The following is a 22,583-nucleotide window of genomic DNA, read 5'->3' as shown; positions in this document are numbered from 1 at the left end:
GAGTCGCTCGTGAATCAAACGTCACCGATCAGCCGCGTCGAGCTCCTCGAGTACATCGAGATCACCATCGCGGAGCTCAAGAACATCGCGCAGCCGCACGAGATATCGACCTTTCGTGAGCTCGGCTTCGACGCCGAGGAGGCCGACGGTCCGGACCAGCTGGCGCGGATTCAAGAGCAGGTCGAGAGCCTCCGAGGGTTTTGCGAGCGCCGCGCGCGGAGCGCCATCGGCATGCCGGCCGTGTTGCCTACGGGGCGTCGGCAGGAGTAGCGCCACCACCGGACCGCATGGCGACCATCCCCATAGCGGCTTACGCCATCGCGTCGACTGTTCCGCTGCGGGAGCTCGTGACGCTCTTCGACGGGAAGGCAGCCCTCACCAAGGCGTCGAAGACGGCGCTCGTCGCCAGCTACTCGGGGAACGGTTGGGCCGTGCTCCACGACTTCGGCGCGGTCGTCTTTTTTGGCGTCGACGAAGCGGAGCAAAAGCGCGTCATCGCGGCGATGCAGCGTTTCGACGAGGGTGGCCCCGCCGGCGGAACGCCCCGCGCACCCGTCGCGGAGAGCTTTCGCGTCGAGGTCCGCGCTGACGTCGCGCGTCCCAACGCGAGCTTCGATGGCGCGGTCGTTCGCGAGCTCAGCGCTCCCATCGTCGAGATCGTGGCCTTCGTCATCGGGCAATCGGTGGCCATGGAGTACTACGAGGAGGACGTCGACGGCCTCGTCGACAAGCTCCACACGGTGGCCGTCCAACTCGAGCAGATGGGCCACTTTCGCGGCCGCGTTCGGGATCTCTTGCGGCTTGTGGGGCTCGGTATGACGCTCCGCAATCGCGTCGTCCGCACGCTCTCGCTGCTCGACTCGCCGGCGCTCACGTGGGACGTCGAAGAGCTGGACCGCCTGCATCGCGATTTGAAGCAGTCGTTCTCGATCGAGGATCGGTATCGAGCCCTCGATCACAAGCTGCACATGATCGACGACAACCTGGAGCTCCTCGTTGACCTCGCTCAGCAGAAGCGGAGCTTGTTTCTGGAGATCCTCGTGGTGGTCCTCATCGCCATCGAGGTCGTGTTGTTCGTCGCGCAGATGAAGCACTGAGGTGCCCGCGTGCCGCCACTGCCAGACTTGGGCTGCGCGCGTGTAGGAAGCGGCACCTCAACGCCGAAAGTCGCGCTGGCACTTCTCGAAGGGGGGAGCGTGCGCGCTGAGGTCGTCGCCGGCCTCGGTGCCCACGCTCGGGTCGGCCGGATCGCGGTCGGGAGCCGGCGAACCGCAGAAGTTGGCGATGTCGACCAACGTGTACCGACCCCGTGAGAAGCGCATCGTGTGGAGCTGTGCGCCCACAAACTCGCCCGCCCCCGCGACCCCACGCACGAGTGGAAACCCCTCATCGACGTAGTCCTCGATGGCGACGATGCTTGGGTCCTGCAGCTCGAAGGCGCCGAAGTCTCGAAAACATCCTTCGTACTCACCGAACAGGTGCCGCTTGAGCGGGTTCGTTCGGTCGGGGACGCTGTAGAGCGACTTGCCTCCGCGGTGGTTGACGACGTCGTGCGGCATGTTTGGCGAGGCCTTTGGCAGCGGCTCGCACGGAGGTCGCGCAGCAGACTCCAAGCGTCCGTGCTCCGGAGTCGTGACAGGCACGACCGGGGATCGCGCCGAGGGACCGAGCCCGTTGAACGCTCGGACGCGATAGCTGTACTCGCGCTTCGGCAGTCGATGGTGGTGGACAAACTCACGCACCGTGGCATCGACGAGCGCGGCACGAACGTACGGGTTGCCATCGGAAGCCACCTCGATCTCGAAGCCAGCGACCATTTGCGCGTCGGCTTCCCACGAGAGCCGCACGGCGAACGGCGTCGTGGCCTTCGCATCGAACGACGTCGGACCCGGTGGCGGGCCACCCGGCGCGGCGGTGCGAACGATAACCTCCGGTGACCAAGGGCCGGTCGTGCGCGCGCGGTACGCGTAGGTTGTCGCCGGCTTGGCCGAGTGAACGTGTCGATGGGGAGCGACGACGCGGAGGCGGCCCGTGCTTTGCTCGAACTTGTCGTGTTGTCGAGGCTCCTCGGACGCGACGCGGCGCTCGACCTCGACGGTCTTCCACGCGGCTGGCGCGCGGTCGCTAAGCGTGAGCTCGATGAGAGATGGTCCCAGGGCCCGCACGGTGAGGAGCGGGGCATCCTCGAGCGCGATCTCAACCGCGGGGCTCGCCGCTACGCCCGGGTTCGCCGCGTTGGCTTCCTTGCCGCCGTCGCTGCCAGTATCGGTCCCGTCGGACGGGACGTCTCGAGCGGTTGCGTCCCTCTTCGTGGGAGGCGGAGCCGCGTCCGCGCGGATCGAAGGGCTGAGCCGCGAGCAACTGGTGACCAGGACGGCGCCGACAACCAGCGCCGCCGTCGCCGCGTTCATTCCCGCGTTGCCTTTCACTTCACGCCCGCCCACTTCGTGCAAGACTACACAGGCCTCCGAGGACGACGCGTTCGAAAGGTTGGAGCCGCGCGCGCCGCGCCACGACGAGCTTGGGGCCACGGGCCAGCTGCGCGATACTACCCCCATGCGCGAACGAGCCCTCGCTTGGCTGGTGGGCCTGATCGCCGCCGCCTTCGGGGGTTGCACCTCTTCCGAGCCCGCGGTCGCGGGACCGCCGGGCGATCCCCCGCTGGCGCCTTGCGTCGAGTGTCCGCCGTCGTTTCCCGATGGTCCCTGCGCCGCGGGCACAGCGCCCCTCGAAGGCGCCGAGTGCAGTCGCGTCGGTTGGAGCGGAGGCTGCCCACTCGGCTTCGCGCCAGCGAAGAGCGGGTGGGGCTGCGAGCCCGTCGTGACCACGGCCGCCTGCACCGGCGCGACCATGCCGAAGCTCGGTGCCCGTGGCTGCGAGCCTATCGACGATTGCACCGCGCCGTTTCCTCCGACTGGCACGTCCGTCCTCGTCGACGCGAACGGCGTCGACGACGCGACGCATGCGCGCACGATTGGGGATGCTCTGACCAAGGTCGCCGCCGGCGGCGTCGTTGCCGTGGAGGCTGGCACCTATCTCGAGGCGCTTTCCATCAAGCGCGACGTCACGCTCGTGGGGCGCTGCACTGAGAGGGTGCGCGTGGAGAGCGTCAGCGGAGCGACGACGACCCCTGGTCTCAACCTCGCAAGCGCTGGCACAAAAGTGAGCATCTCCGGCCTGACCTTCAGCGGCCATCGAGGCGGCGTGGTCGTGACCGCGGGCACGCTCGACGCGCGGGCGCTTCGCCTCGAAGCAAACCGCGAGCTTGGCCTCGTTGCGGTCGGGAGCAAGACGCGCGTTCGCTTCGAGGGTGGCGTCGTGCGCGGAACGCTTCCCTCAGCGACTGTTGGCCTCGGGCGCGGCGTGGATGTCGAAGGCGGTGCCACGGTGGAGCTCGTCAGCGCCGCCGTGGAGCAGAACGCGGACGTCGGCGTCTTCGCCGAGGGCGCGAACATCATCGTCGACGGCTCCATCGTGCGCACGACGGCCACCGGCGCGTCGGGCAAAGAAGGCCGCGGCGTGTACGGCAAGCTCGGCTCCGCCATCACGGTGCAGAGGAGCTCGATCACCGACAACCACACGATGGGCATCTTCGCGAGCGGGGCGCGCACGAAGCTCGTCGTTGCCGAGTCCTTCGTGGCACGAACGCTCCCCGATGGAGCCAAGCTCTTCGGGCGGGGCGTCACGGTCTTGGACAAGGCCGAGGCGTCCCTCACGAAGGTGCGTATCGCCGAGAACGTCGACACGGGGCTCGAGTCCGACGGCGCGACGGTGACAGCCTCGCAGGTTGTTATCGAAGACACCAAGAGCACACCGCAAAAGGACTACGGCACTGGTGCGTTCGCCAAGCGAGGCGGCACGCTCGGCCTCGTGAGCTCGGTTGTCGTCGGGAATCGAAGCGCCGGCGTGACGGTCGTCGGCGCTAGCATGACGCTCGACGGCAGCGCGGTCTTGAGCACTCTCAGCGACGCGGCCGGCCGGTATGGCATGGGCGCGGTCGTCGCCTCGGGCGCGCACCTCGAGCTCCGGAGCTCGACGGTGGACGACGCGCGATTTGTGGGCGTGTTTGCTCTTGAGGAGACCTCCTCGGTGAAGCTGACACGCTCCTTGGTCCGCAACGTTAGGGAGCAGGAACGCGACGAGCCTTTTGGTCACGCCATCGTGTCAATGGCAAACGCGTGCGTTGACCTCGCGGAAAGCGTGATCCAAAAGTCGGTGGGGGCCGGCCTCATCGCGTCGTCGTCGTCGGGCTCGGTCCGCGCGAGCATCCTGCGCGAGCACTCGGTGGGGCTCGCCGCCATCGACGGAACGACCCTCAGCCTGACAACCCGCGAGCCGGAGGGCCTCGAACTCGTGGTATCTGACGACACACGCTTTGAGAACAACGGGACCCGCATCGGCACGGGCCCCATTCCTCTTCCCCCGCCGCCGGCGATCGTTCTCAGGAAGTAGGAGGAAGCGCCGCCCTCGCGGGCGGCAGGCGCCGCGCCCTATTCCCACGGCATGGCGGCCGTGTGTTTCGGTGCGATGCGCCTTCGCAGGTCTCCATGAAGGCGCCGCGTCATCGCTCCCGGAGCACCGTCGCCAACGCGGCGTCCGTCGACGGACACGATGGGCATCACTTCCCTCAGACTCGACGTGATGAACACCTCACGCGCCGAAGCCAACGCCTCGCGCGTGAGCCGCTCCTCCGAGACCGCGACGCCGAGGTCGCGGGCGGCGGCGAGCACGTGCCCGCGCGTGATGCCTACCAGAATGTCGCCGGCGGGCGGCGTGAGGAGCCGGTCGCCGTGCCACGCGAAGACGTTCGATGTGGCGCCTTCCCTCACGGCCCCGCGCTCGTCCACGAGCAGCACCTCGTGCGCCCCGCGGCGCTTGGCGTCGTCCAGCAGGAGCAACGCTCGGAGGTAGTTCGACACCTTGGCGCCCATGGCGTCGGTCCCGTCGGTCGTCCTCGCCGCTGACGCGAGCATCACCCCAACGCCGCTGCGGTAAAGCTCGCGCGAATGCGCTCGCAAGGGGAGCGCCATGATCACGCGCGTGCCGAGCCTGCCTTCGTCGTCGAACGCTAGCGCCATGCCGCCGCCGCGCGTGACGATGACGCGAACCATAAGGTCGCCCTCGTCGCCGTCACGGCGCGCTTCAGCGATGGCTTGCGCAACTTCGCGGCGAAGGAGCTCCGGTTCCGGCGCCGCCATGCGCACAAGCTCCGCGGAGGCCGCGAGGCGAGCGAGGTGCGCCTCCGCCGTGGGCGTCTCGCCGCCGTAGGTACGAAAGACCTCGAAGACCGAGTCGCCGTAGAGAAAGCCGCGGTCGAACACGCTGACGGTTCCGTCGTCAGCGCCCGAGGTGCGGCCGTTGATGATCGCCGTGACGATCAACGCACCGGCTCCGACGCGCTCGCGTGCTGGCCCCCGTCTGCGTCGCCGGGCGAGCGCTCAAAGCACGCGAAGGTGTGCGTCTTCTCGCGGAAAGGGGTGGGAAGCACGAGGCGCGGCGCCCCGAATCCCGGCAGGTCACGCGCGACGAAGTGCTTCATTGCCTCGACGCGTGCGAGGTCGACGTGCGTCGCGATCTCCTCGTTGATTCCCAAGAGGAGCGTGCCGCCGGGCACCAGGGCGCGGTGCACTTGCCGCAGCGCGCGCTCGACGTTCGCCGGCTCGTTGAGGCCAAAGCCGATGACGCCGTTCATAACGACGAGGTCGAAGGAGGACGGCCCCGTGTGCGCCTCCAGGTTCTCGAGGACGTCGATCCAGTGCGGGTCTCCGCCGAACGCGGCAACCTCCGGAGTCGGATCGATGGTCGCGAAGGTGCGCGGCGCGAAGATGGCCGGCAGGTCGCGGTTGTACGCCTTCACGCCGACGAAGAGCACGCGCTTTACGCTGGCGTTCGCGGCGAAGCGGCGCAAGAGCACCGCGAGCGTGGCGCGGTCTGGCGGCGTGTAGAGACCCAAAGACCAGCCGGTCTTGAGGAGCGACTCTTTGACCTTTCGAAGCATGAGTTAGTCCCCGAGCGTGATGCCGAGGAGTCGCGCAGCGGTGGCGTACTCCCCCTGCGGGTCCAGGACCTTCTTCTCCAAGAGCGCCGCCTCAATCGGGATCGACTCGATGCGCGTCCCCCGCAGGCTCACCATCTTGCCCCACTCGCCAGTGCGGACCAGCCTCGCGGCGGCCGCGCCGAAGCGCGAGCCAAGGGCCCGATCGAAAGCTGACGGGCTGCCCCCGCGCTGCAAGTGACCGAGCACCGTGACGCGCACCTCGGCTGACGGGCACGCGCGTTCGCTCTCGAGCGCGAGTCTCGCGCCGGCGCCGCCGAGGCGCGGCAAGTGGCCCGGGCGGCCGCCCTCGATCTCTGCGACGACACCGCCTTTGGGCGCGGCGCCTTCCGCGACGACGACGATGGTGAAGCGCAGACCGAGCCGCTCACGCTCCTCGATCTTCTCGACGATGCGGGCGATGTCGTAGGGAATCTCGGGCAGGAGGACCACGTCGGCGCCGCCGGCGACGCCCGACTCGAGGGCGATGAAGCCTGCGTAGCGACCCATCACCTCGAGGATCATCACCCGACGATGCGATTCCGCCGTCGAGTGAAGCGCGTCGACGGCGCGCGTTGCCGTGTCCAGGGCGGTGTCGAAGCCGAAGGTCTGATCGGTGCCGCCCATGTCGTTGTCGATGGTCTTTGGGATTCCCACGCACGGAAGGCCCGCGTCCATGAACCGTTTCGCCGCCGCCATGGTGCCGTCGCCGCCGATAAGGACCAGCCCCTCCATTTCGAGTCGCTGGAGCCGCGCGACGATGTCAGGACCGAGGTCGTGGGTTGCCGAACCGCCGGGGACCGGCACGAAGAACGGATAGACGCGCGTCGAGCACCCGAGGATGCTGCCACCCTTCGGCAAGATCCCGCGCACCGCCGCGATGGGCAACGGCACGATGGTCTCGTCGTCCATCAGACCTTCGAAGCCAAAGCGTGCGCCGAAGACGTCGATGTCTGGCGACGACGCGTGGACGAAGGCCCGCAAGACCGCGTTGATGCCAGGGGCGTCGCCCCCGCCGGTGACAATGCAGACGCGTCGAGCCATGGCGAGCCCCTCAGTGACCGAGGACGAAGATTTCGAGGATGACGACGATGATGCCCATGATGGACCCGCCGGCGATGATGCCCGCGCACGTGGGTTCGAGGTTCTGCACGAAGACGCGGTGGCCGAGCGACTTTTCGTTTTTGATCTTCTTCTCCGCGAAATGGAAGAAGAACGAGCCCAGGGCCATGGCGAGGCAGTTGTTGAAGGGGAGCACGAACGCGAGGCCGAGACCGACCGGCGAGAGCCAGAACTTTCCCTTGGTGAAGATCTTCGTCCCCTCGAGGATGAGGCCGGCGATGACGCCGACGAGGGCGCCCATCTGCGCCGAGGGCTTGAGCGAGTGGAGGCCCGCCGTCAGCGCTTCAGCCACGCCCTTCCAGATGGTGATGCCGGGCATCGGGTACTGATCGTTGATGAGCTGCTGCGGTCCCCTGTGGAGGAACACGAGGTAGAAGATCGGCACGGCGAACAAGGAGCCGGCGATGATGCCAAGCACGTGGCCCACGGCTTGGTGCCGCGGCTTCCCTCCGAGCATGTAGCCCGGCTTGATGTCCATCAAGAGGTTCGACGCGCTGCCGGCGACCTCACCGGTGATGCCAGCCGCCATGAGGTTGGTCGTGACGTTGCCCGGCGCGAGCAAGCCGTACGTGAGCTGCGTGAGCTTCCCGAGGGCGCCCGTCGGCGTGATCGACGTAAGGCCCGTCGAGTTGACGGCGATGAGCGTGAAGACGAAGACCAACGGGATGGCGATGACGCCTAGCCAGACAGCGACGCCGAAGAAGGTGTTCGCGAGCGCCACCACGATGCCGCCCACGACGGGGATCCCGATGAAGAAGACGGACATCGGCAGCTCGATGTCTTTGAGGATGTCTTCCTTCTTCGGGCCGCCGCGGAACATGCCTTTCACGGCCGAGATGAAGACCTGCGGCTTCGAGAAGAACGCGAGGAGCGACGCGGCCGTCATCATGGCGACGCCACCCCAGAGCGACCAGAAGGTGATGGCGCGCAGCGAATAGACCATCTCGGCCTTCACCAGCTTGCCGACGATGTCGCCGCGGCTGATCATCCACGGCACGAAGACGAAGTAGTTCACGCAGGCGCCAACCAAGATCGAAACGCCCGTGCGCGCGCCCATCAGGCCGCCGGCGGCGACCATCACGAGATCGCTGTCGAGCCGCACCGTCATGTTCTTGAGCGGCGTGCCCATGATGGCCGGGGTGGCGACCTTGTAGAGCCAGCCGTCGAGGTACTCGGGGATCGTCAAGAAGCTCACCTTGAGCTTCTCCATGATGGGCTCGCTCTTCATCACGGCGACGAGGCTCGAGATGCCTGCCGTCGCGAGGAGGATCTTCGCCTTGAACAAGCCGACGCTCGCGTCGCCCGTATGCAGCGCCTCCATGACGACGCCGGCGGCGCGACCCTCAGGGAAGGGGAGTTGCTCGTCGTTGATGAAGCGCTTCTTGAGCGGAAAGGCGAAGAGGGCGCCCAGAATCGCGATGGCGGCGATCCACACCATGACGATCCACATCGGCAGGACCTTGTCGGTCACCATCATGTACGCGCCGACGCTCGTGATGAGGGGCGAGGTCATGTAGCCGGCCGACGTCGCGATGGACTGCATCGCGTTGTTCTCGAGGAGGGTCATCTCCGTCGACAACTTGAAGGAGGAGAGGACCTTGAAGAGCGCGAAGGAGAGGATGACGCTCGTGATGCCGACGCCGAGGGTCCAACCGGTCTTCGCGCCCACGTAAAGGTTGGTTAAGGACAGCACACCCCCGAGCGCCATACCGGTGATGCCCGAGCGCAGCGTGAGCTGGGGCATGTTGTGCCGGTACACGTTCTCGAGCCACCAGCGATCCTTTTGCTCCAGGGTCCAATCCCGGATTTGCTCTTCCGTAAGCTGCTTCGGACCGGCGGCCGTATGGCTCTCCCCGCTCTGTTCAGACATGGCCCCGCTATACGCCAGGTGCGGTCGGGAGCGGTAGCGACAGTTCCTCCCGCTGTCCTACATCGCCCGCGCGATGACCCGCACGGGCTCATACGACACGGATGAGGCCCGCCCAAGCCACCATGATACGGTTGGGGTTCTCATGGCGCATGATGCGGACAGCCTCGATGGGCTCCCCAAAGTTGGGACGACCATCGCGGGCAAATACGTCCTCGAACGCGTTCTAGCCGTTGGCGGGATGGGCGCCGTGATGTCGGCTACCGACGAGGCCCTCGACCGAAAGGTCGCCATCAAGTTCATGTTGCCGAAGGCCTTGGACAATCCCGAGGTGCGGACCCGGTTCTTGCGGGAGGCTCGGTCCGCCGTCGCCATCCGCAGCGAGCACGTCGTGGACATCTACGAGGTGGGGGTCGCCCCGCCCAACGTGCCTTTCATCGTGATGGAGTACTTGCCCGGCAAGGATCTCCACCGCTTCCTTGAGACGACTCGCGGCAACATCCCCATCCCGGAGGCCGTCGACTACGTGCTCCAGGCCTGCGAAGCGCTCGCGGCGGCCCACGCCCTGGGCATCGTGCACCGCGACATCAAGCCTTCGAACCTGTTTCTGACGCCTCGCGTCGACGGCTCGGGCCTCGTGAAGGTCCTCGATTTCGGCATCTCCAAGGCCACTGGGGTTCGCTTCGAGTCGCACACCAAGAGCCTCACCCAGTCGAGCGTGGCCCTTGGCTCGCCGCTCTACATGTCGCCCGAGCAGATCCGCAACTCGAAGAGCGTGGACGTCCGCACCGACATCTGGAGCATCGGCATCGTCCTCTACGAGCTTCTGACCAAGAGCCTGCCCTTCGACGGTGAGACGGTGCCAAGCCTTGCGGCCGCCATCGCGAGCGATCCGCCGAGGCCCTTGCGCGACGCGCGCCCCGATGTGCCGCCTGAGCTGGAGGACGTCGTGGCCAAGTGCCTCGTGAAGGATCCGGCCCAGCGCTACCAGACCATCGGCGCCTTCGCCCGAGCGCTCGCCCCCTTCGCGCCTCCGGGACGCAGGGCCATTTCGTACGACAGCATCGAAGCCAACGTCTCGCCGATGGCCTTCCAGTCCACGACGGAGCAGCGCTCGCCGCTCTCAGCCGATGAGCGTGAGCAGATCACGCTCGCCGCGCAGCCGACCGGTGCGGGAACGACGGCGGGGCTCGGCACGACGCAGCGCGTGGCGGCCCGCCGACGTCGCTCGATGGGCCTCGTGTTCGTGGGCGGCATCGCCGCCGCAGGGGCCGTCGTCGCCTTCCTGACGCTCCGGCCGAGTGAGCCCATCGAAGCTGTGAAGACCGGCGGCGCTCCGTCAGCAGCGAGCACGACGGCGCCGGCAGCGCCCGAGCTGGAGGTTCCCACCACGGTCGCGCCGCTCGCTCCGCCGGTGCCCACGCCGTCGCCGCTCGCTTCGGCAGCGACCGCCATGCCGGGGCCCGTCACAACCGGCTCGACATTGGTCGCGTCGCAAGGGAAGATCGAGCCGCCTCGAAAGGGCCCGAAGGCGCCGGCCAAGGTCACGTTGCCGGCGAAGCCGTCAGAGAAGCCCGCTTCAAAGCCCGCGGAAGCGACTCTGCCTTCTGCGATTGGTGGAGGACGATAAACATGCGATCCGGGATTGTTGCTGCAGGGGCCGCGCTCATCATCGCAGGGGCTGCCGCTCCGGCCCGCGCCGACGTCTCGGCGGAGGCGGAGGCGCTCTACACACAAGGCCAGGAAATGCTCGCGGCCAAGAAGCTCGACGCCGCGTGCGCCGCCTTTGACCGGAGCGACAAACTCGAGCCGCGCGGCGGCACCCTCTTGAGCCTCGCCTACTGCCATGAGCAGCAGGGCAAGATCGGCCTCGCGTACGTCGAATACGACGAGGCGTTGCGGCGCCTGCGCGTGGGCGGCGGCCGGCCCGATCGCGAGCGCTTCGCCCTTGAGAGGCTCGGCGGGCTTCGATCGCAGGTCGTCATGGTCTCGCTCGAGTTGAGCGACGCGGTCCGCGCCCTCAATCCCGAGATCGTCGTCTTGCCCGCCAAGGCCGGCGAGTCGGAGCGCAAGCTCGCGTTCTCGGCGGACAAGAAGCAGAACGTGCCCTTCGACGTTAACGGCGGCACTTATTGCATCGAGGTGCGCGCCGCGCAGCGCAAGCCCTTCGTGGCGGAGGTCCAAGTGGCGCAGACCACGGCGACGCCGGCAGCGCTCTCCGTGAGCAGTCTGTTGGGTGGTCCGGTCGCGGCAGGCGCTCCCGCTGGAGCGGCAGTCGCGGGCGATGACCCGCCGGCGGAGGACGGCTCGGGCCGGCGCACCACAGGCCTCATCGTCGCGGGCATCGGCGTGCCGTTCCTCGTCGTGGGAGCGGTGTTCGGGGCCAAGGCGCTCGGTTGCAACTCGGACCACAACGCATGGGTCGACGGCGGCAAGAAGGGCGATGAGCCGTGCGACGCCTCGGCGGCGCGCAGCGTTGACGCCAACATCGCCAACGCAGGCCTCGGCCTCGGCGTCGTCGGCCTCGCCGTTGGCGGCTACCTCTACTTCACAGCGCCCAAGGGTAGCGGCAAGGTCGGCGTCGCGCCGCTCGTCTCGCCAAGCGCCACAGGGCTCTCGCTTCGCGCGCGATTCTAGGGCGGCGAGCCCGAGTTCGACGTCGCTCGTGAAGTCCGCTCCCGCTGCCACTCGCACTCGCATCGCCTCGCCGGTGGTGCTCGTGACCGGTGCCACCGACGGCATCGGCAAGCAGACCGCCCTTGATCTGTTGCGGCGCGGCTCGCATGTGCTCGTGCATGGCCGCACGGCGGCGAAGGCCGCTGCCGTCGCCGATGAGTTGGCTGCGTTGGTGCCCGACGCGCGCCACCGCGTGGAGCCCTTCGGGGCCGATCTCTCGTCGCTGGCGGAGGTGCGAGCGCTCGCGTCGCAAGTCATCGCGAGGCACGAGTTTCTCGACGTGCTCATCAACAACGCGGGCGTGTTCATGAACGAGCGCGTCGTGACCGTCGACGGCTTCGAGGCGTCCTTCGCGATCAATCACCTCGCACCTTTCGTGCTGACAGCGCTCCTCTTGCCAGCACTTCGAGAGAGCGAGCAGGGGCGCGTGGTGACCGTCAGCTCCATTGCCCACAACCGAGGGCGACTCGACTGGGACGACCTCGACGCGAAGGATCGCTTCGAGGGCTATGCGGCGTACGCGAACTCGAAGCTCGCCAACGTGCTCTTCGCCTACGAGCTCGCGAAACGCCTCGTCGGCACGCGCGTGACCTCGAACGCCCTTCATCCTGGCGTCATCACGACGAAGCTGTTGTGGAACGGCTTCGGAAGCCGCGGCGACAGCCTCGAGCGTGGAGCCGCGACGAGCGTGAAGCTCGCGCTCGACGCGTCGCTCGCCGGCGTGACCGGCAAGTACTTCGACAACGAGCGAGAGGCACGGTCATCCGCGGCGAGTCATGATCCGGCGGCGATGACGCGCCTGTGGGAGATCAGCGCCGCGCGCACGGGGGCCAGCGGCTAAGAGCCGGACCATGCGCTCCGGAGTGCGGAGCCCATGCGCTCATGGGAGATCGGGCGGCACCTCCTCGTTGAGTGCGCCGAAGTCCGCGCTCCCACCTCCGGTGGGCCCTACGGGGGGAAGCTCACCGCCGTAGCTGTGCTCTACCGTGACGAGACCGTGGCCGGTACCGAACGGGTTCAAGTCGAAGCCATTGACCGGGTAGTAGGAGTGACTCGAACCGGGCACACCGGGAATCGGGCCATCAACAATCTGGATGGGACCGGGGGCGCCGCGTCCATCCGCGCTGGTGATGTTGACGAGACCCGCGGCCTCCATGAACTCGGCGCCGGTGCGTCCGTCCAGGGCGTCCTCCAAGACGGCAGGGTTGCTGTCGACGTGCGTGGGCACCTGACCAAGCTGATACGCCATCGCGGTGGTGAACAACACGGCGGGATCGTTCGGACCAAGGGGGCTCCACGCAAACTGGTCGTGCCCCGGCCAAACCGTTTGGTTGCCGCCGGGCAACGCGAAGGTGACGGAGCCGTCCGGGTTCGTCGTCATCAGGCTCGCGATGTACGCCGGACCGTTTGGATCGGCGAGAATGGCGTTGGTCCCGGCCACCGTCGTGCAATTGCCGATGGCCTGCAGGCCGGGACCTCCGGGGCCGCTCCCCTGGAACACCTCGTGGGGACTCGCCCCGTCCCGGTAGTTGATCGTCAGATCCAACTGCTGCCTCGCGGCGTCGGCCTCGGACATGGCGTAGGGAATGACACCCGCCGTATCAATCTCCGGTGGCTGGCTCCGATCCGGCGGTTCGGGAGACATGTCTCGAATGACTTGATCGGCCGGATCGGGAACCGACGAGGCATCGCCCGTCGCATCGGTCGACACGGGAACGTCTCCGTAGGTGATGGTGCTTCCGTCATCGAACGAGTAGACCGGCGGTGACGTGTAGTCCGCCGTGCCCGCGAGTCCGCCACCGTCGCCGTTTGCGCTTCCGTACCCATCACTGTACGCGCCGCCGTCTGGCCCCGCGGTGCTAGGCCCGCCCGACCCGCTCGGGTCGGTCGTCCAGAAGCCGCCCGTCAAGTCGCCGCCATCGGCGGTCCAGGTCCCCGCGTCCGGTGAGTAGAACCCACCGTCCTCTGTCGCACCGTCTTGCGTCTCGCCCTCGCCGAAGCTGGCGCCTGGGATGCCGAAACCGCCGGGAGCCACGCCGTCCATGACGCCGATCGGGCCTTGTTCGCTGCGGGGCTCTCGCTCGGGGTTGAAAGGCTCGGGCTCGCTCGCCAGGTCTTGAGCGGCCGCGAGCGTTGCTGTCGGGTCGAATGAGAGTTGTCCTGGCGGTGGCTGGCTATCGTCGATGGCGTCTGGTGTCGCGGGGTCTGCGGGGCCCCAGGTGTACGTTGAACCGCCGTTCGCGTCGTAGGCCGGGCTTACGAGGCCGCCGTCGTCGCCGCCCGTGAAGGAGTAGGGATCGGCCACGTAGGGACCAGTCGCGTAGGGATCAGTCGCGTAGGGATCGGTCACGAAGGCGTAGGGATCAGTCGCGAAGGGATCGGTCGCGAAGGGATCGGTCACGAAAGGGTCCCAACCGGAGCCCAGTCCCCAGCCCGAGTCGAACCCCCAGCCCGAGTCGAACGCACCGAAGCCGTCGTCGCCGCCGGCAATGCCGGCCAGCGTCGACTCGGCGCGAAGCTCCTGGAGCTCCGACGCCTGCGCAAGTGATCGCTCCGCGTCGCGCCCAACGGTGGTTGCCGTTCGTGCCCTCGAGACTCGCCTTGTCCTTGCCATCGGCGGTCACGCTGCACCCCGCGCGCCAGCGCGAGGGGCGCCGCCGGTCGGACCTGGCATCGGCGCACTGTACCCGCAGGGAGCAACTCGTACCGATCTCGCTCGGCCCACGCGGGGCGAGCGACTACGGCGTTGCCGCGAACGGCGAGCCGTTGCCCCTTGACGCTAGAACGACAAGATCAACACAGGGCCGAGCCACGACACGCCGGTGCCGGTGATGGTCTCGTAGGCGGCACCGAGGCCGATGGCGAAGCGTGAGCTCGGGTGGACCGAGAAGCCGAGTCCGGCGCGGAGCGCGAGGCCGGTCTTTTGACCGACGGAAACGTAGCCGGGGCCGACCCCGCCTTCGACGTACGGCGCAAACGCGCCGACGGGAAAGACGACCTTCGCGCCCGGCAACACGGTGCCGATGAACTCACCGGAAGGCCAGGCGCCGGTGGCGCGAATGCCCGGAATGATCACCGTGGAGCCGGCCTCGATGCCATAGCCGCCGTAGAGCGAGAGCAGAAAGCCCGGATCGCCGCCGTTGGTGGGGATGATGATGCCCGGGGAGATGCCCAGCTGAAGTCCCGTGTAATACGCAACAACGCGATCACGGGCCGTGGGGCCTTGTGGTGCCGGCTCTGCCTCCGCCGGCGGCAGGTCGTATCGTGCCGGCGCCGCCGCGGGCGTTCCAGTCGCGCCGGGCGCGCCGGGCATCGGCTCGGAGGCTGGTGATGGACCAGGCGTCGCGGCGCCGGGAGGGGGCTCGGTCGAAACCTGTGCAGCGCTGGGCGCGGTCCACACGAGCCCGGCGGCCGCGAGGGCGGTGGATGCGAGGAGCTGAGCCGCGAGCGACGACGAGGCGCGTGATCTCATCGAGCGAGCGTGCGGGACGCAGCCACGAAGGTCAAGCGGCCGTCGCCTCACCGGTGCTGCAGCCCACGCTGTCGTGCCCGCCCGCGCCACCTGTGCCATATAGAGCGAGCCGTGCCTCCGACGACGAAGAAGCCCCCGCGGGCGAGCTACCACCACGGCGACGTGGCCCGCGCCATCCGCGACGAAGCGCTTGCGCGCCTTCGTGAGGGGGGCCCCGAGTCGCTCTCGCTGCGCGAGCTGGCGCGCGCCATCGGCGTCAGCCACGCCGCCGTCTACCGCCACTATGAAGACAAGGATGCGCTGCTCGCGGCCGTCGCCGAAGACGGTTGGCGCGGTCTCATCGGGGCGTTGTCGTCGGCGCTTGCGGCGGCGGAAGACGCCTCGCCGAGGGAGCGGCTCGTGCGACTCGGCAGCGCCTACGTCGAGTTTGCGCTGACGCACCCGGCGCACTACCGCGTCATGACAGGGCCCCGCCTCGACGAAGCGAAGCGGTTTCCGACGCTCGAGGCCCCGGTGCAGGAGAGCTTCCTCGTGCTCTTTCGCGAGATCGAACGCGCGCGCGCGTCGGGCGTCTTCGCCAGCGATCGCGCCGAGGATTGGGCCCTTCGCGTGTGGATGTTCGCGCACGGGTACGTGACGCTCGTCGTCGCGCGGCGCGTGCCCGTAAAGCGTGAGAAGACGCTCGAGTACTTCAGGACGCTCCTGGGCCCACTTCTCGGGTGAGGCTGCCACGCTCGCGCTCGCCCGTGTGACCTGCGACGAGGGCGATGCCACCTCAGAGTACATCCGCTGTTTCGCACGATTCGCGGCCCAATCGCGCGCGATTCGTCGTGCCGCCGGAAATTCGACGCGGGCCCTTTTTACCTTCCTCGCGCCACCGGCGTCACTCCCATGTGAAGACGCTCCGACGGCTCGCAGGTCCGCGTATCCACGTCCTTGCTGTGGCCGCGTGCGCTTCGATGGCAGCGCTCGCCGCCTGCGCCGAGGACGAAGATCTCGCAGAGAGGCGGATCTTCGGCGCTGCGCCGGCCGCTGACGCCGGCGCGGGCCTCGGTACGAAACGTGTCATCTGCAACGATCGGGTCCACGCAGCTTCTAGCGAAGGACGCCGCATCACGCTCGCGGCCTACCAGCGCGCCATCGTCGACGTCTTTGATGGCACCGTCGTCGGCAGCGCGAAGTTCCCTGGCACCTACGGCAAGTCGGCCACCGGCTACTCGACGGAGGCTGCCATCAACGGTCTCGGTGAACAGGACGTCGCGCAGATCCAGGTGGCCGCCGAAGAGGTCGCGCTCGGCGTCGCGGGCGCGCTTCCGAAGCTCTTGCCCTGCGCCGCGGCGGCGGCGGACGAAGCCTGCGTAGGCGTCTTCCTCGACAAGTATGCCCGCCGCGCTTACCGGCGCGCGCTCTCCGCCGAGGAGAAGGCTCAGCTCCTCGCGACCTTCCGCACGGGCCTCACGAGCCCCGGCGCGACCTTCACCGATGGCGTGGCCTTGGTCGTCGCTCACATGCTCCAGACGCCCCAGTTCCTCTACGTCATGGAGGACGCGGCGCCGGCGGCGCGGCGCCTCACGGGGGAAGAACTCGCGTCGCGCCTGTCGTTCTTGCTCTGGGACTCGGTGCCCGACGATGCGCTCCTCGCGGCGGCGACGAGCGGCGCCCTCTCGGACGCGACCAAGGTCTTGGAGCAGGCCAAGCGGATGCTCGCCTCGGACAAGGCCAACACGGCCATCGCGCGCCTCTTTCGCGAATGGACCGGCGCCTCGCAGCTCGCACCCGCGAACAAGGACGCCGTCACGTACCCGAGCTTCGACGCGGCGCTGGCCCGGTCCATGAACGAGTCGTTCGATCGCTTCGCCGTGGGGCAGCTTCGCGGCGATGGGACGCTGACGTCGCTGCTCAGGAGCAGCGAGGCTTACGTCGACGCGACCATGGCAACGTTCTATGGCGTGACGGCACCGCCCGCCGGCCAGTGGGCCAAGGTGACGCTCGACCCCACGCGATACAGCGGTCTCAGCACGCAAGCGGCGGTGCTCGCGTCGCTGGCGCACCCCGCCGACGCGTCCTTTGTGCTCCGCGGCAAGTTCGTCATCACGCGGCTCCTTTGCGGTTCGCTCGGCGAGGCGCCGGCGAACGCGCTCTCGGTCTTTGGCTCGTTGCCAACGCCGCCCCAGCCGACGGGGAAGGACGTCTCCGCCACGTTGCTCTCCGAGCCCGGGTGCGCCTCGTGTCATAAGACGATCAACCCGCCGGGGCTCGCCTTCGAGCACTTCGATGGCGTCGGTCGCTATCGCGAGCGCTACGGCAGCGGAAAGGCCATCGACACCTCAGGCACGCTGAGCGGCCTCGTCCCCCAGCCGATCCAGTTCCAGGGGCCCAGCGAGCTGATGGACGCGATCGCCAAGGAGCCGCAAGCGGCGGTGTGTTTCGCCACCCAGCTCTTTCGGTTCGCGATGTCGCGCCGCGAAACGCCAGACGATCAGTGCGCACTCCAGGCGCTCGGCGATGCACTCGCGGCGTCCGACGGCAAGCTCGCCGAAACGCTCCTCGCGCTCACCACCACCGACGCCTTCACCCATCGGATCGACCCATGAGCAAACTCATCGACCCCTCCCGCTTCGATCGACGACGCTTCCTCCTCGGTGCGGCCGGCGCCGCCCTCGCGGTCCCGATGCTCGAGACGTTCGCGCCGCGGACGGCCTTCGCGCAGACGGCCGGCGCGCCCAAGCGTCTGCTCATCATTCACACGCAAGACGGCCGCCTCATGGGCGACGGGCACCTCGTGGGCGGCGTCTTCAACGACGCGTGGTCGCCCGCCCGCGTCACCGGGCCGCTGCCCGTCGGGGCGCCGCCCAGCAGGCAGCTCGCTGCGCTCCAACCGATCCGTGACGAGATCGTCACGCTCGACGGCGTCGACAATTTGATCAGGCACACCAACCCCGACGGTGAGGGCCACATCCCGGCCCAGCAATCGATCCTCACGTGCCGCGCGCTTGGCGCTGGCGGCAAGATCATCGCCCCGTCCTTCGACTACGTCACCGGCACGCGACTTCGACCCAACACATCAATACCTGCATCGGTCGTCCTGTCGGGCACCGCGGCGGATTTTACCTGGCGTGCTGGCAACACGGCTGTCTTCTTCGGCGCCAACGGCTCAACGCCGCACCTCATCTCGTTCGACCCGCGCGAGGCCATCGGAGAGCTCTTTGGCGCGCCCAAGCCTGCGACGCCGGCGCCCGTGACGACGCTGACTCGCGCCGAGCGGCTCGCGCAGCAACGCAAGAGCGTCCTCGATGGCGTCCTCGGCAGCTTCGGCGCCCTTCGCGGTCGCGTAAACGCGGCCGATCGGGCGCGCCTCGACGCACACGCCGAGTTCATTCGCGCCGTCGAGCAGCGCGGCGGCAAGGGCGCAGCCGCGACGTCCGGCTGCCAAAGGCCCGTTGAGGCGAACGTGCCTTCGAACGCCGACGGTAGCGGGGGGGTCTACCTCCGCGGCGAGAAGGACGGCGCCATGATGCCGGCCATCCTCGACAACATCGTGCAGAGCTTCGCGTGCGACGTGACGCGCGTGGCCAACCTGTTCTTCTGGAACGGCGACGACCCGGTCTTTCCCACCGAGTTCGCTGCCAACGCGAGCCCGTTTCGCGGGACGAACTGGCACACGATGATCCACGGCGTTCCGCGCATCGGCGAAAACCCGTCAGACGCGGCGGCCCTCACGAGCAGCTACACGTTCTACGCGAAAACGTTCACCCAGCTCGTACAGCGGTTGGCCGCCGTCACAGACGTCGACGGCAGCCGTCTCCTCGACAACACGCTAGTCCTCTGGGTCAGCGAGATGGGCTACGGCTCGGTGCACGGCGACTACAACATCCCCGTCGTCATGGCGGGCCTGAGGTCAGCCTTTCCCAAAGGGCAGGGGCGTCACGTCGTCTGCAACCGGCGCAGCATGGGCGATCTCTTCGCGCAAGTGCTCCGCATGTTCGGCGGCACGGACACGACCTTTGGCGATACGGGCACGCTCGGCGCCTACAACAAGGGCGCCCTCCACGAGGCCGCCGGTTGGCCCGGATACATCCACGCGGGCACGCCGCTCCACAGCGGCGCCATCGATCTCTAGGGACGTTCGCGCTTGCCTACGGCCCGCAGCCGACGCGCGCCGTGTCGAGCACGACATCGTCGATCCACAGCTCGATCTCAGGCTGCGGCGCCGTCGCCGTCGCGTAGGCGCCGATGAGGAACGAGCCGTACGCCGGCGTCGGCGCCGTGACCGTGCTCGTGATGGTCGCGATCGTTTGCGCGGCGCCCCCAAGCCACACCGACGAAGCGCCGCTCTTCGCGTCGAAGGTCACGCTCCACTCGACGCAGACCCACGCGTCGCGGGGAAACGCGCCCGCCGTGGACGAGACGGCCGACGGCGTAGCGGTCCAGTTGGTGAGCGACGTGTTGTCGCCGTGAAGCTCGACGCCAACGCCAAGAAACGGATCGACGTCTTGGCGGACCTCCATCAGCGTGAAGTAGTTGTCGCCGGAGAGGGTGGTGGTTGACGGCACGTAGACCCACGCGCGCGCGAAGAAGCCGCCCGCGAGGCGCCGATCAGCGAGGCTCTTTGCGTCGGACAGCATGGAGATCCCCGAGCCGCCGACCCCGAAGGCCGGCGTTCGTACACGCAGCGAGCCTAGTCCGCAGTGGGCGCGGGCCGTGTCGCGGACCGGCGCGGTGCCGATGGTCTCCCAAGCCGCGCCTGGCGCCGCGGCCTCGAACTCCTCACACAGGATGCCTCGATCCGATGGGCACCCGCATCTGTCGCCGCCATCGACGCGACTTGCACCGCCATCGGCGAGCGGAGTCAGCCCCTTGTTTTCGTCGAACGTCTTTCCGTTGAAGACGGTACAGGCGCCAAGGGTCAGCGCCAGCGCCGCCCCGATGACTTGTGGCTCACGGCGCGCCATACGGGTTCTTTCGGCGGAGCTCCGTCGCGGCGGCGGGGCGCACCCGCTCGACCTTGCGGGTCGGACGAGCCGAGGGGCTGGCCGAGGCGGTCGGCTGCAACGTGGGGGCTGCGGCCTCCGTGCGAGCCGCTGGCGCCGTGCCCTCCGAAGGCGGCGCGCGCTGGTCGGCGAGCGCCGGAGGCTCGGCGCTTAAGGCCAAGGTGGGCGCGGTGCGCGTCGTCCCGCTTGGCGTGGCCGGCCCTGGCGCATCGGGCGTCGGGCTGCGGCGCGCGAGCACGGTCGCTGCGGCTCCGATGGCAACCACCGCCGCGCAAGTGGACACGAGGTAAACGACCGCACGCGAACGACGGCGCGGTGTCACCGCCGTGGGGCGCCCTTCAGGCGGTGCCGCGTCCACCGCCGGAAGCGCGACGTTGCTCTCAAGCGCCGCCTGCACCTCGGCGCGGTGGCGTTCGAGTTCGGCGCTGGCCGCCTTCTCGACGAAGCTGGCAACCTCGCGCGCCGGCGCGGGAGAGAGCGCTCGTTCGAGGGCCTCTTGCAACGCCGCCGCCGTCGCGTAGCGCTCTCGTCGCGCTGTGTCGCGAGCGCCATCGCAACGACGGCGTCGACCTCCGGCGTCAACGACGGCACGAGCGACGAGGGGGCTGGCGCGTCGCCGACGAGGATACCAATGGCGACGTCGCCGGCATCTTCGCCTGCGAAGAGGCGCTCGCCGGTGAGCGCTTCGTGCAAGACCACACCGGCGGCGAAGACGTCGGCGCGCCGGTCGAGCGGCTTCTGACGAACCTGCTCCGGAGACATGTAGCGGAGCTTGCCTTTGACGACGCCGTCTCGAGTCGTGGTGATGCGCGACGCGGCCTTCGCGATGCCGAAGTCGATGAGGCGGCTCGTGCCGTCGGTGCCCACGATGATGTTCTGCGGCGACACGTCGCGATGAATGAGGTGCATCTTGTTGCCGCGAAGGTCGACGGCCTCGTGCGCCGCGTGGAGGCCCGCCAAGGCGTCGACGAGGATGCGCGATACGATCGCTGGCGGGACCCTCTCGCCGCGGCCCGCTGCACCTTGGAGGAGGGCGTAGAGCGACAACGACTCGATGTATTCGAGCACGAGGAAGAGTTCGTTGCCGCCATCGACGACGTCGATGACCGGCACGACGTTCGGGTGACGAATCGTCGAGCACATGCGCGCTTCGTCAAGGAACATGTCGGTGAAGGCGCGATCCTTGCGAAGATGCGGGTGCACGCGCTTGATGACGACGAGTCGCTCGAAGCCAGCGCCGCCCACTTGCCGGGCCACGTACACGGTGGCCATCCCGCCGGAGGCCAGCTCGAGCAGCGGCTGGTAGTTGCCGAGGCGCATCGTGTCGAGCGTGGCGGAGATTGGCCGCGTCACTCAGAACGCTCCTCGCATGGATAGGTTGCCGCTGCCGGGCCCGAGGTCCGCCGCCACGTTGACATCGCGCGCCGGGCCCCAATCGGTGAGCCACAAGGCGGTGACGCCGGTGAGGAGGGCCGCGCCGGCCGTCGCACCGAGGAGGATGTTGGTGCGCAATTGCTCGCTGCGACCGGACTCGAGCGCTTCGCGGCTTGGCGTCCCCTCGAAGCGGCGAAGCGTGCTCATCGTCTCGAGGCCGGACCATGTCACGAAGCCGGCGAGGGCGAGCGTCACGCTGCCCTCGACAACGACGACGAGCGGTGACCAGCCATCAGCTCGTGAGCGAGGCGGCTCGCTTGGACGGGGCGCGCTGGCGTTGGCGGTCTCTTGTGCAGCGGGCGCCCGGCGTGCGGCGCTGTCGCCCGGAGCGGCCGTCGGCACCGCGAGGACCACGCTCACGGCCTCGCCGGCACGAACCGACTTCGGCACCTCCAGCTCGCCCTGCGCCGTGCGGCCGCGAACGATGTGCGTCCCTGGCACGACGTACGCCGCGGGACCGTCGAGCGCGGAGCTGTCAACGCGCGCGTTGTCGACGCCCGCGCCGAGCTGAACCTCGATGCGCGCGAGCTTCGTTGCGAGCTGCGACAGCGCCGCGGCGGCCTTCGCTCGCTCACGTGCATCGGCGGGCGCGACGCGAAGGTAGCGCGCGTAGAGGTTGGCCGCGCGGGCCAGCTCGCCGGTGAGGTGCCACGCTCGCGCGGCGTTCCACAGCGGGTCTTCGTGCGGCGCCAGCTGGTAGGCCGCCTCGTAGGCCTCGCCGGCGCGGTGGTAGTCGCCGACGTCGAAGGCGCGGGTGGCCTCCTGAAACTTGCGGGCCGCCTCTTTGCGGGCCTCTGTTGCCGCCGGGGCGCGAGCATCATCGGCCTTCGCCGAGGGCGCACCGATGGCGAGCGCGAGGGCGAACCCGAACCACCTCGCGCCCCGCGACATAGCCCGGGATTCTACCATCGCGCCTATGAGCGTGCATCGCCCGGATCCCGGCGCGGGCGCGCTTCATGGCGCCTCATACGCCCAGCTCCGCATTGA

At 68.5% G+C, this 22,583-nt stretch carries 19 protein-coding genes; 8 read left to right on the top strand and 11 right to left on the bottom strand.

The window, feature by feature from the left end; all coding sequences use genetic code 11:
* The first annotated feature begins 9 nt into the window (after positions 1-9).
* Together IPG50_25380 and IPG50_25375 are read left to right on the top strand one after the other, a co-directional pair.
* Positions 10-270 carry a hypothetical protein gene (locus tag IPG50_25380; protein ID MBK6695517.1) on the top strand — a complete coding sequence of 87 codons (261 nt, stop codon included), beginning with the start codon at positions 10-12 and terminating at the stop codon, positions 268-270.
* Between the two features lie 17 nt (positions 271-287).
* Positions 288-1,097: an RMD1 family protein gene (locus tag IPG50_25375; protein ID MBK6695516.1), complete on the top strand. Its 810-nt coding sequence runs from the start codon at positions 288-290 to the stop codon at positions 1,095-1,097.
* A 57-nt stretch (positions 1,098-1,154) separates the two neighbouring features.
* Here the strand turns inward: IPG50_25375 and IPG50_25370 are convergent, their stop codons facing one another.
* Positions 1,155-2,411 (bottom strand): fibronectin type III domain-containing protein, encoded by a 1,257-nt coding sequence (locus tag IPG50_25370; GenBank protein ID MBK6695515.1) that lies wholly within the window; start codon positions 2,409-2,411, stop codon positions 1,155-1,157.
* Positions 2,412-2,556: 145 nt separating this feature from the next.
* On the opposite strand from IPG50_25370, the gene IPG50_25365 reads away from it, so the two are divergent.
* Positions 2,557-4,452, top strand: a complete 1,896-nt coding sequence (locus IPG50_25365) for a hypothetical protein (protein MBK6695514.1) — start codon at positions 2,557-2,559, stop codon at positions 4,450-4,452.
* Between the two features lie 38 nt (positions 4,453-4,490).
* Here the strand turns inward: IPG50_25365 and IPG50_25360 are convergent, their stop codons facing one another.
* Genes IPG50_25360 through IPG50_25345 form a run of 4 tightly spaced genes read right to left on the bottom strand, consistent with a single transcriptional unit; the run spans position 4,491 to position 9,026 of the window.
* Positions 4,491-5,381: an aminotransferase class IV gene (locus IPG50_25360; protein MBK6695513.1), complete on the bottom strand. Its 891-nt coding sequence runs from the start codon at positions 5,379-5,381 to the stop codon at positions 4,491-4,493.
* Complete coding sequence (locus IPG50_25355; GenBank protein ID MBK6695512.1) at positions 5,378-5,998, bottom strand: class I SAM-dependent methyltransferase; 621 nt, start codon at positions 5,996-5,998, stop codon at positions 5,378-5,380. The genes IPG50_25360 and IPG50_25355 overlap by 4 nt, the downstream gene beginning before the upstream one ends.
* 3 nt (positions 5,999-6,001) lie before the next feature.
* Positions 6,002-7,078 carry an ATP-dependent 6-phosphofructokinase gene (locus IPG50_25350; protein ID MBK6695511.1) on the bottom strand — a complete coding sequence of 359 codons (1,077 nt, stop codon included), beginning with the start codon at positions 7,076-7,078 and terminating at the stop codon, positions 6,002-6,004.
* Between the two features lie 10 nt (positions 7,079-7,088).
* Positions 7,089-9,026, bottom strand: a complete 1,938-nt coding sequence (locus tag IPG50_25345; protein MBK6695510.1) for an OPT/YSL family transporter — start codon at positions 9,024-9,026, stop codon at positions 7,089-7,091.
* Between the two features lie 142 nt (positions 9,027-9,168).
* On the opposite strand from IPG50_25345, the gene IPG50_25340 reads away from it, so the two are divergent.
* Both IPG50_25340 and IPG50_25335 read left to right on the top strand, forming a co-directional pair.
* Positions 9,169-10,653 (top strand): serine/threonine protein kinase, encoded by a 1,485-nt coding sequence (locus IPG50_25340; GenBank protein ID MBK6695509.1) that lies wholly within the window; start codon positions 9,169-9,171, stop codon positions 10,651-10,653.
* Between the two features lie 813 nt (positions 10,654-11,466).
* The gene (locus IPG50_25335; protein MBK6695508.1) at positions 11,467-12,540 is read left to right on the top strand and encodes an SDR family NAD(P)-dependent oxidoreductase; all 1,074 of its coding nucleotides are present in this window, start codon (positions 11,467-11,469) and stop codon (positions 12,538-12,540) included.
* Positions 12,541-12,579: 39 nt separating this feature from the next.
* Here the strand turns inward: IPG50_25335 and IPG50_25330 are convergent, their stop codons facing one another.
* Both IPG50_25330 and IPG50_25325 read right to left on the bottom strand, forming a co-directional pair.
* Entirely contained in the window at positions 12,580-14,313 is a 1,734-nt protein-coding gene (locus tag IPG50_25330) for a hypothetical protein (GenBank protein ID MBK6695507.1), read from the bottom strand.
* Positions 14,314-14,478: 165 nt separating this feature from the next.
* A complete protein-coding gene (locus IPG50_25325; GenBank protein ID MBK6695506.1) occupies positions 14,479-15,171 on the bottom strand; it encodes a hypothetical protein in 693 nt (230 codons plus the stop codon).
* 111 nt (positions 15,172-15,282) lie between these two features.
* Here IPG50_25325 and IPG50_25320 point away from each other — a divergent pair, with 111 nt between their 5' ends.
* From IPG50_25320 to IPG50_25310, 3 genes are all read left to right on the top strand, one after another.
* On the top strand, positions 15,283-15,894 hold the full coding sequence (locus IPG50_25320) for a TetR/AcrR family transcriptional regulator (GenBank protein MBK6695505.1): 612 nt from the start codon (positions 15,283-15,285) through the stop codon (positions 15,892-15,894).
* 236 nt (positions 15,895-16,130) lie between these two features.
* On the top strand, positions 16,131-17,765 hold the full coding sequence (locus IPG50_25315) for a DUF1592 domain-containing protein (protein MBK6695504.1): 1,635 nt from the start codon (positions 16,131-16,133) through the stop codon (positions 17,763-17,765).
* On the top strand, positions 17,762-19,291 hold the full coding sequence (locus tag IPG50_25310; protein ID MBK6695503.1) for a DUF1552 domain-containing protein: 1,530 nt from the start codon (positions 17,762-17,764) through the stop codon (positions 19,289-19,291). The genes IPG50_25315 and IPG50_25310 overlap by 4 nt, the downstream gene beginning before the upstream one ends.
* A 16-nt stretch (positions 19,292-19,307) precedes the next feature.
* Here the strand turns inward: IPG50_25310 and IPG50_25305 are convergent, their stop codons facing one another.
* From IPG50_25305 to IPG50_25290, 4 genes are read right to left on the bottom strand one after another with little or no spacing between them, the layout of a single operon-like run.
* Positions 19,308-20,123 (bottom strand): hypothetical protein, encoded by an 816-nt coding sequence (locus tag IPG50_25305; protein ID MBK6695502.1) that lies wholly within the window; start codon positions 20,121-20,123, stop codon positions 19,308-19,310.
* Positions 20,110-20,445, bottom strand: a complete 336-nt coding sequence (locus IPG50_25300) for a hypothetical protein (protein ID MBK6695501.1) — start codon at positions 20,443-20,445, stop codon at positions 20,110-20,112. Before IPG50_25300 ends, IPG50_25305 begins: the two co-directional genes overlap by 14 nt.
* Positions 20,446-20,480: 35 nt before the next feature.
* Entirely contained in the window at positions 20,481-21,515 is a 1,035-nt protein-coding gene (locus tag IPG50_25295) for a serine/threonine protein kinase (GenBank protein ID MBK6695500.1), read from the bottom strand.
* On the bottom strand, positions 21,516-22,487 hold the full coding sequence (locus IPG50_25290; protein ID MBK6695499.1) for a hypothetical protein: 972 nt from the start codon (positions 22,485-22,487) through the stop codon (positions 21,516-21,518).
* Between the last annotated feature and the right edge of the window lie 96 nt (positions 22,488-22,583).

It is taken from the genome of Myxococcales bacterium (assembly GCA_016703425.1).
In the GTDB taxonomy this organism is placed as follows: domain Bacteria; phylum Myxococcota_A; class Polyangia; order Polyangiales; family Polyangiaceae; genus JADJCA01.
Note: the sequence above shows the minus strand (reverse complement) of the source record. Positions and strands in the feature narration are given on the sequence as shown.